Consider the following 7,872-nt stretch of genomic DNA (forward strand, 5'->3'; position numbering starts at 1 on the left):
ACACCCTGCTGCTGTTCGCCACCGGCCAGTCCGGCGCCCCGAACATCAGCCGCGCCGGCGACAAGCGCCTGGCCGATTTCCGCGAGAAGCTGGAAGCGGTTCTGCTGGACCTGGCCCTGCAACTGGTCCGCGACGGCGAAGGCGCCAGCAAGTTCGTGAAGATCAACGTGACCGGCGCCGAGACCCCGGCCTCGGCCCGCAAGATCGCCCGCACCATCGCCGAGAGCCCGCTGGTGAAAACCGCCTTCGCCGGCGAGGACGCAAACTGGGGCCGGATCGTGATGGCCGTGGGCCGGGCCGACGAGCCCATCGACCGCGACCGTGTGAAGGTGCAGTTCGGCGACCTGATCGCCGCCCAGGACGGCCTGATCTCGCCGACCTACGACGAGGCCAAGATGAGCGCCTACATGAAGAACCAGGAGCTTGAGGTCTCGGTCGATGTCGGCGTCGGGCGCGGCACGGCCAGCGTCTGGACCTGCGACCTGACCAAGCAGTACGTCGCGATCAACGGCGACTATCGCTCCTAAGACCCCCCTGGAATCAAAATCCCCGGCCGCGTGAGCGGGCCGGGGATCGATAGGCTCAAGGCTCGCGGAGCAATTTCAATGCTCCGCGGCGATGATGAGGGACCTTAGTCCAGCGGGGTCCAGCGCTTGGCCGGGGCGCTTTGGCCGCCCTGGGCTTGAGCCTTTTCGCGCTGCGGACCCTTGAACTGGCTCTGAGCGATGGGCGTGGTGGAGGCGCGTTCGCCGCCGGTGCGGGCGCCGTGCGGATGGCGATCGCCGCCTTGGCCCTGACGTTGTCCGCCGCCGGTCTTGGCGCCGGCGCTCGGACGGTTGCGCTGCTGGCGCAGGCCGCCCGGCAGGTCGCTGCGGTTCTGCGGCTTGCGTTGACCGCGATCACCGCCGCGCTCGTTGTTGTTGCGGCCGGCTTCAGCGCGCTCCATGGCGATTTCCGGCATGGCCTGGGTCATGACGTGCAGACCCTTGTCGTTGCGGCGGTCGAAGGACGGGATGGTCTGACGCGTCACCTTTTGGATGTCGCGCAGCAGGTTGCGTTCGTCGTCGGCGCAGAAGGCCACGGCCGAACCGCCGGCGCCGGCGCGGGCCGTCCGGCCGATCCGGTGGACGTAGGATTCCGGCACGTTGGGCAGTTCGTACTGAACCACGTGGGTCACGGCGTCGACGTCGATGCCGCGGGCGGCGATGTCGGTCGCGACCAGGGCGCGGACCTCACCGGCCTTGAAGGACGCCAGCGAGCGTTCGCGTTGGCCTTGGCTCTTGTCGCCGTGGATGGCCGCGGCTTCGACGCCGGCCGCTTCGAGCGACTTGGCCACCCGGTCCGCGCCGCGCTTGGTGCGTGTGAAGACGATGACGCGCTTGAAGTTCTTCTCGGCGAACAGTTCGCAGAGCAGGGCGCGCTTGCGGGCGGTCTCGACGAAGATGACCTTCTGGGTCACGCGCTCGACCGTGGTCGATTCCGGGGCCACCGCCACCTTGTGCGGGTTGGGGTTCAGCAATTCGCTGGCCAGCTTGCCGATCTCGGTCGGCATGGTCGCCGAGAAGAACAGGTTCTGGCGATCCTTGGGCAGGTACTTCACGATCCGGCGGATGGGCAGGATGAAGCCCATGTCCAGCATCTGGTCGGCTTCGTCGAGGACGAACATCTCAACGCCGCCCAGGGTGATGGACTTCTCGCCGAGGTGGTCGATCAGACGGCCGGGCGTGGCGACGAGCACGTCGACGCCCGAGGCCATGGCGCGCATCTGGCCGCCGTACTTCACGCCGCCGAACACCACGGCGACGGAGACGCCCATGTGCTTGCCGTAGGTCTTGAAGCTTTCGGCGATCTGGGTGGCCAGTTCGCGGGTCGGGGACAGCACCAGCACGCGGCAGCCGCGACGGGGCGCGGGCTTACGGTCGGCGGCGAGGCGGTGCAGGATCGGCAGGGCGAAGGCGGCGGTCTTGCCGGTCCCGGTCTGGGCGATGCCCAGCAGGTCGCGGCCGCTCAGCACGCCCGGAATGGCTTGAGCTTGGATCGGGGTGGGCGTGGTGTAGCCCTCGTCGGCCAGGGCCTTGAGCAAGGACTTGTCGAGGCCGAGGTCTGTAAACTTGGTCAAAACGTATGTGTCTTTCACATATGCGCCGTGCCCGGCCGCTTGGCTGTGCCAAGGGTCGCGGGGGCGCGGGTCAGTTGTGGAAAGCCCCCGCGTGGCGGGGCGATCTATGCGATCTCTTCAGGGCGCTCGACAGGCTGGGCTTTTCTTAGAACCCATCACGCGGCTGGAGCACCGATAGCGCCGCTATTGCTGCAGCGCAGCGCCGAAATGCCGGTTCACGGGCCAAAAGTCAAGAAGAACCGGGATCTGCGGGTATGTGCATCTGCGGCCTGTTGCATTTTCGCCTTTAGACCGCGAGGAAATGGCATGGCTGAAACCAAACCCATGCTGTTCGTCGCAGCCGCGGCGCTGATCGACACCGACGGCCGCGTGCTGATCTGCAAGCGCCCCCAAGGCAAGCAACTCGCCGGTCTGTGGGAGTTTCCTGGCGGCAAGGTCGAGCCGGGCGAATCGCCCGAGCAGTGCCTGATTCGCGAACTCGACGAGGAGTTGGGGATCCAGGTGTCGCACGCCTGCCTCGCGCCGTTTGTGTTCGCCAGCCACGCCTATGAGACGTTCCACCTGATGATGCCGCTTTATCTGTGTCGGCGATGGGAGGGCTTCGTGACCGCCAAGGAGCACGATGACCTCGCCTGGGTGAAGCCGGCCAAGCTCGCGGACTATCCGATGCCGCCGGCCGACGAGCCGCTGGTCGCCTGGTTGCGCGACCTGATCTGAGCGCGACCGCAGCGAGCTAAGCACGGGACGTCGGCGCCATGTGGGGTTAGCTTTCCTCAGGCGGCGACGAGTCCGCCGCGAGGAAACTGCTCATGCCTCCGAGACCCCGGCCCAAGGCGGCCGCAAAGTTCTTCGGCCTATACCGGGGCGTCGTGGTCGCGAACTTGGATCCCCAAGGCGTGGGCCGCCTTTCGATCGCCTGTCCCGATGTGTCCGATGTCCCCGGTTGGGCCATGCCCTGCCTGCCATTGGCGGGACCCGGCATGGGCGCTGTTTTCGTGCCGCCGGTCGGCGCGAGCATCTGGCTTCAGTTCGAGGCGGGGGATCCGGATCGCCCCGTGTGGGTCGGCGGCTATTGGTCGAGCGCGGCCGAGACGCCCGCGGCCTCCCAGGCTGCATCGCCGTCGGGACCGCCCATCGTGTTGCAGAGCGCCCTGCAGAACCGCCTGGTGATCAGCGACCTGCCCGGCCTAGCCGGCGGTGTGATGCTGCAGAGCGCCTCGGGCGCCACCATTCGCGTCACCGACGCCGGCATCACCATCGACAACGGGCAAGGCGCCAGCATCGTGTTGAACGGACCGGCGGTCACCATCAACGGCGGCGCGCTGGAGATCGTCTGATGCCTAGCCCGCTCCTCGACGCCGCCGCGGTGGTGATGTGCGCTCACGGCGGCTTGGCCCATCCAGCCGGTCCAAACGCCCGCGTGCGGGTTGGCGGCGCGCCGATCGCCACCTTGGCCGGTCCCTGGCCGATCGCTGGTTGTCCCTTGCCGCCGGACGCCGGCGGTCCCTGCTTGATCGCGCAGTTCTCCACCGCGGCGAGCCGCGTCACCTCTGGCGGCCAGCCCGTGTTGCTCACCGATAGTTTCGCCTTCGCCGCGCCCACCGGCGCAAGGCTGACCGTTGCGTCGGCGCAGAACCGGGTCCGCGGGATCTGACGGTCGCTGCGCCCTCCTTGACCCGTGGGGCGCCCGCGCCTAGTTTTTGCGGGTCCCCAATGCGACGCGAAAAGGAGGGTAGCCATGATTGTTCTCAGCCGCACCGCCCTCCGCTGCGTCGCCGAACAGGTATCCTGATACCGTAGGACTTTCGGCGAACGCCTGACCAGGCCTTCGAACCGAAGGATGCCTAGCCTTGCTAGACACATACGGCTGGAGCCAAACGCTCCAACGCCATTTCACCGACCACGCGGCGCGCGGCTTCTCGCCCGGCCGCGTCATTGTTCAACAGCGCGGGCTCTACCGGCTCGCCACGCCGCTGGGCGAGGTTTCGGCCGAGCCTTCCGGAAAGTTTCTCCATGAGGCCCTGATCGGCGACCACCCGGTCGCCGGGGACTGGGTCGCTTGCACGGTCCGCGCACAGGAACGGGCGGCCACCATCCATCACCTGCTGCCGCGTTCCAGCGTCTTCATTCGCCGGGCCTCGGGGCCGGGCGGCGGCTCGCAGGTGGTGGCGGCCAATGTGGACTTGGTCCTGCTGGTCGCCTCGCTCAACGCCGACCTCAGCCTGCGTCGGCTGGAACACTATCTCGCCACCGCCTGGGAGAGCGGCGCCCAGCCGGTGATCGTGCTGACCAAGGCTGACACCTGCGAAGACGCCGAGGCCCTGATCTCGCAAGTCGAGGCGATCGCCTTCGGCGTTCCCGTCCACGCTGTGTCAGCGGTGACGGGCGAAGGCGTGGCCGAAGTCCGCGCCTTGCTGGCGCCCGGCAAGACCGCCGTGCTGCTTGGATCTTCGGGTGTGGGCAAATCGACCCTGGTCAACGCCTTGGCCGGGGCCGAGCTGATGGCCACCGGCGGCATCCGCGAGGACGACGCGCGCGGACGTCACACCACCACCCACCGCGAACTGGTCGTGTTGCCGACGGGCGCGTTGGTCCTGGATACGCCGGGCATGCGCGAGCTTGGCCTATGGGACGCCGACGAGGGGGTGGCCGCGACCTTCGGCGATATCGAAGCCCTGGGCGCGGCGTGCCGGTTTCGCGACTGCGGTCACCAGGCCGAGCCTGGTTGCGCCGTGCGGGCGGCCCTGGAGCTTGGAGACCTCGATGAGGGGCGGTGGAAGAGCTACGGCAAGCTCCAGCGCGAATTGGCCCACCTCGATCGCCGCGACGACCCACAGGCCCAGATCGAGAACCGCAAGCTCTGGGCCCAGCGCCACAAGGCCTCGCGTCAGCGGCTCAAGCACCGCGATCGGGAGGCCTACTGAACGCACATGAAAAGGCCCGCGGTGAGCTCGGATCACCGCGGGCCGTCTTAGGAGCCGAAGCTAGGTCTCGACCAGTTCGCGTGCGACGTGCACATCGAACGCCTCTGAGTTGAGCCCGAGTCTGCGCGCCGCGCCAGTCCCATATTCACGTTCGGCGAGGGCGAAGTGACGCACCGGACCTGAGCGCCGGCGCCCAGTTCACAGTCGGGCGGTGATCAGGCTATCTGATCGCAATGCCGACATTCCGAGAGCAGCCCAACCGGACGTTGGCCGTGACCTGGCGATCGGCTTCGCCGCGCCGGAAGCAGCTCAAGGAGATCGCCGCGTGGATCCGTCGATGGGTGATTGGATGGCGGACTTCCTGGCCGCCGAGCGGCTGCCGGCCTCCTACGCGCGGACCATCGAGGCGGTGGCCGTGCCGCTGGCCCAGCGGATCGAGACGGAGGCCGCGCGATCGGGCGGGGTGGTGGTCGGCGTCTGCGGCCCCCAGGCTAGCGGCAAGTCGACCCTGACGGCGGTGGTGAAGCGGCTGCTGGAGGCGGGCGGCCTGAGGGTCGCGCTGTTCTCGCTCGACGACATTTACCTGACACGGGCCGAGCGCCAGGCCTTGGCGCGGAATGTCCATCCGCTATTGGCCACCCGCGGGGTTCCCGGCACCCACGATGTCGCCTGGGGCCAGGCGCTGCTGACCGATCTGCGCGCGCCACGCCAGACCCTGCTGCCGGCCTTTGACAAGGCCAGTGATGATCGCAAGTCAGGCGCGCCGTTCGAGGGGCCGGCCGACGTGGTGCTGTTCGAAGGCTGGTGCGTCGGCGCCCGCCCGCAGGAGGATGTCGCCCTGGCGCGGCCGCTCAACGCTCTCGAGCGCGACCTGGACCCTGACGGCGTTTGGCGGACCTATGCCAATACGGCCCTGGCGGGACCCTATCAGGAACTGTTCTCAAAGCTCGACCTGTTGGTGCTTCTGCAGGCGCCCGGCTTCGAGGCTGTGCTGGATTGGCGGATCGAGCAGGAGCGCAAATTGCGCGAACGTCTGGCCCGCGAGGGAGGCGACGCCTCCCGCGTGATGAGCGATGAGCAGGTGGGGACCTTCATCGCGCACTACGAGCGGCTCACGCGCTGGATATTGGAAGAAATGCCGAGGCGGGCCGACATCGTGGTCCGCCTCGACAAACAGCGACGCGCGTCGCTTTAGGCGGCCGGTTCGGCGTTCAGCACCTGGGTCAGGCGCTGGCGCAGGGCGTTGTCCTTTTGGACGGCGGCCGACATCTGGTTGTATTTGTCGGGCGATAGGCCGCTGGCCTGCACGGCCGTGCTCATCTTCCCGATCATTTCCTTTTGGACGGTGGCCTTGGTCGGGCCGTCGGCCCCGGCCAGCTTGGGGCTGTACTCGGCGTTGATCTTCTGAATTTCGGTCATGGCAGCGCCAAACGACTTCAGTTCGGCGTCGGTGAAACCGCCGGCGGCGGGCGCGGCCGCGGCCGGAGCTTCAGCGGCCGGAGCGGTTTGGGCTTGAGCCGAGGCGGAGAAGGTCGCGGCGCCGAGCAGGCCAGCGGCCAGAATAGCAATACGCATACGGAGGGTTTCCTAACCTAATTGGGATCGAGCCCCGTCAGCCTAACGGGCTCCCCTGGGCCAAAATAGGACCAGAATGCGCCGAACACCGGTCCGCGCCGATTGTGCGCAGCTGGCAGGCGCCCCGCCTTGATCGGCGCCGCTTGGGGGCGTTGGTTCCGTAAGGTGAAGCTAATTGCTCATCGACAAGTTTAATGAAGCCCGCATAGATTGTGCTCGCCCCGCACGGCTGTGCGGGCCGCTGGGGGGCGTCATGAGACATTTGATTGCGGCCGTTGCAGCTTGTCTGCTGCTGGCCGCCTGCACCACGACCAACACCAAGCTGGCGGTCAATTCGACCAAGCCGGCGCCCGGCGCGCGTATCGTGCTCGTCGATCCGGACATCGAGTTGGCGGTGCTCACCGCGGCGGGCATCCAGGAGCCCAGAGCCGACTGGAGCACGCAGGGCCACGCCAATGTCTCCGCCGAGATCGAGCGGCAGATGAAGGCGCGGGCGCACACCTATCGATTGCTGGACCCGGACGACGCCATGGCCGGCCGGACCGGTCAGCTGCTGAGGCTGCACGAGGCGGTCGGTCAGTCGATCATGATGTTCAACTATGGCCAGGTGGCCCTGCCGACCAAGAAGGGTTCCTTCGACTGGACCCTGGGCGAAGGCGCGCAGGCGCTCGGCTCGGCCTATGATGCGGACTATGCGCTGTTCGTCTATGGCCGCGGCAACTACGCCAGCGGGGCGCGGGTGGTGACGGCGATCGGCCTGGCGGCGTTGGGCGTGGGCGTGCCGATCGGCGGCCAGCAGAGCTTCGCCTCGCTGGTGGATTTGAAGACCGGCCGTGTGGTCTGGTTCAACGTGGTCAGCACCGGTCCGACCTCGGACATGCGCAAGGCCGAGGGCGCGGCCGAACTGGTGAAGGCTGTGCTCAAGGACGCGCCGCTCTAGGCCATGATGCGCCGCGCGGTCTCCATCATCGCCCTGACGGCGGCGTTCGCCGTCGCTCAGCCCGCCGTCGCCCAGCAGCGCGCGCCAGGCTTGCGCCCCGACGTCGCGTCGGTTGAAGGCGGCCTCTGGTCGACGATGGATAGGGCGGAGGCGGAAGCCAAGACTCGCGCCGACCGCAACACGGACGCGGCGCTGAACGGCTATGTCCGGGACGTCATGTGCAAGGTCGCAGAGGCCTACTGCCCGGAGCTTCGCGTCTACGTAATGGACCGTCCGTTTCTGCAGGCGACCATGGCCCCGAATGGCTATTCCGA

Annotated in this window: 10 protein-coding genes; 8 read left to right on the plus strand and 2 right to left on the minus strand. The window is 67.7% G+C overall.

Translation table 11 applies throughout. The features are described from left to right. On the plus strand, positions 1-527 hold a 527-nt coding region (locus Q7T84_RS07800), incomplete at its 5' end, for a bifunctional ornithine acetyltransferase/N-acetylglutamate synthase (protein ID WP_304807444.1). Positions 528-631: 104 nt separating this feature from the next. On the opposite strand, the gene Q7T84_RS07805 is transcribed toward Q7T84_RS07800, so the two are convergent. Continuing rightward, positions 632-2,119, minus strand: coding sequence for a DEAD/DEAH box helicase (locus tag Q7T84_RS07805; protein ID WP_304807446.1), 1,488 nt, complete (start codon positions 2,117-2,119; stop codon positions 632-634). Between the two features lie 306 nt (positions 2,120-2,425). Here Q7T84_RS07805 and mutT point away from each other — a divergent pair, with 306 nt between their 5' ends. The 5 genes from mutT to Q7T84_RS07830 all read left to right on the plus strand — a co-directional run bounded on the left by mutT (position 2,426) and on the right by Q7T84_RS07830 (position 6,238). Beyond that, a complete protein-coding gene (mutT, locus tag Q7T84_RS07810; RefSeq protein ID WP_304807448.1) occupies positions 2,426-2,836 on the plus strand; it encodes an 8-oxo-dGTP diphosphatase MutT in 411 nt (136 codons plus the stop codon). A gap of 92 nt (positions 2,837-2,928) precedes the next feature. Continuing rightward, positions 2,929-3,456 carry a phage baseplate assembly protein V gene (locus Q7T84_RS07815; RefSeq protein WP_304807450.1) on the plus strand — a complete coding sequence of 176 codons (528 nt, stop codon included), beginning with the start codon at positions 2,929-2,931 and terminating at the stop codon, positions 3,454-3,456. Beyond that, positions 3,456-3,773 (plus strand): hypothetical protein, encoded by a 318-nt coding sequence (locus Q7T84_RS07820; RefSeq protein WP_304807452.1) that lies wholly within the window; start codon positions 3,456-3,458, stop codon positions 3,771-3,773. The genes Q7T84_RS07815 and Q7T84_RS07820 overlap by 1 nt, the downstream gene beginning before the upstream one ends. 196 nt (positions 3,774-3,969) lie before the next feature. Beyond that, positions 3,970-5,043, plus strand: a complete 1,074-nt coding sequence (rsgA, locus tag Q7T84_RS07825; RefSeq protein ID WP_304807454.1) for a ribosome small subunit-dependent GTPase A — start codon at positions 3,970-3,972, stop codon at positions 5,041-5,043. Positions 5,044-5,380: 337 nt separating this feature from the next. Continuing rightward, positions 5,381-6,238, plus strand: coding sequence for a kinase (locus Q7T84_RS07830; protein ID WP_304807457.1), 858 nt, complete (start codon positions 5,381-5,383; stop codon positions 6,236-6,238). On the opposite strand, the gene Q7T84_RS07835 is transcribed toward Q7T84_RS07830, so the two are convergent. Next, complete coding sequence (locus tag Q7T84_RS07835) at positions 6,235-6,618, minus strand: DUF4168 domain-containing protein (RefSeq protein WP_304807459.1); 384 nt, start codon at positions 6,616-6,618, stop codon at positions 6,235-6,237. The two genes, Q7T84_RS07830 and Q7T84_RS07835, sit on opposite strands and share 4 nt — an antisense overlap. Positions 6,619-6,871: 253 nt before the next feature. Between Q7T84_RS07835 and Q7T84_RS07840 the strand changes: the two genes are divergently transcribed. Both Q7T84_RS07840 and Q7T84_RS07845 read left to right on the plus strand, forming a co-directional pair. Further along, a complete protein-coding gene (locus Q7T84_RS07840) occupies positions 6,872-7,558 on the plus strand; it encodes a hypothetical protein (RefSeq protein ID WP_304807461.1) in 687 nt (228 codons plus the stop codon). Between the two features lie 3 nt (positions 7,559-7,561). Further along, on the plus strand, positions 7,562-7,872 hold a 311-nt coding region (locus tag Q7T84_RS07845), incomplete at its 3' end, for a hypothetical protein (protein WP_304807463.1).

Source organism: Phenylobacterium sp. (assembly GCF_030654915.1).
GTDB lineage: Bacteria > Pseudomonadota > Alphaproteobacteria > Caulobacterales > Caulobacteraceae > Phenylobacterium.

Coding starts and splice junctions, on each gene's coding strand:
- Q7T84_RS07830 (WP_304807457.1), top strand. CDS start 5,381: ATGGGTGATTGGATGGCGGACTTCCTGGCCGCCGAGCGGCTGCCGGCC.
- mutT (WP_304807448.1), top strand. CDS start 2,426: ATGGCTGAAACCAAACCCATGCTGTTCGTCGCAGCCGCGGCGCTGATC.
- Q7T84_RS07820 (WP_304807452.1), top strand. CDS start 3,456: ATGCCTAGCCCGCTCCTCGACGCCGCCGCGGTGGTGATGTGCGCTCAC.
- Q7T84_RS07840 (WP_304807461.1), top strand. CDS start 6,872: ATGAGACATTTGATTGCGGCCGTTGCAGCTTGTCTGCTGCTGGCCGCC.
- Q7T84_RS07835 (WP_304807459.1), bottom strand. CDS start 6,618: ATGCGTATTGCTATTCTGGCCGCTGGCCTGCTCGGCGCCGCGACCTTC.
- Q7T84_RS07815 (WP_304807450.1), top strand. CDS start 2,929: ATGCCTCCGAGACCCCGGCCCAAGGCGGCCGCAAAGTTCTTCGGCCTA.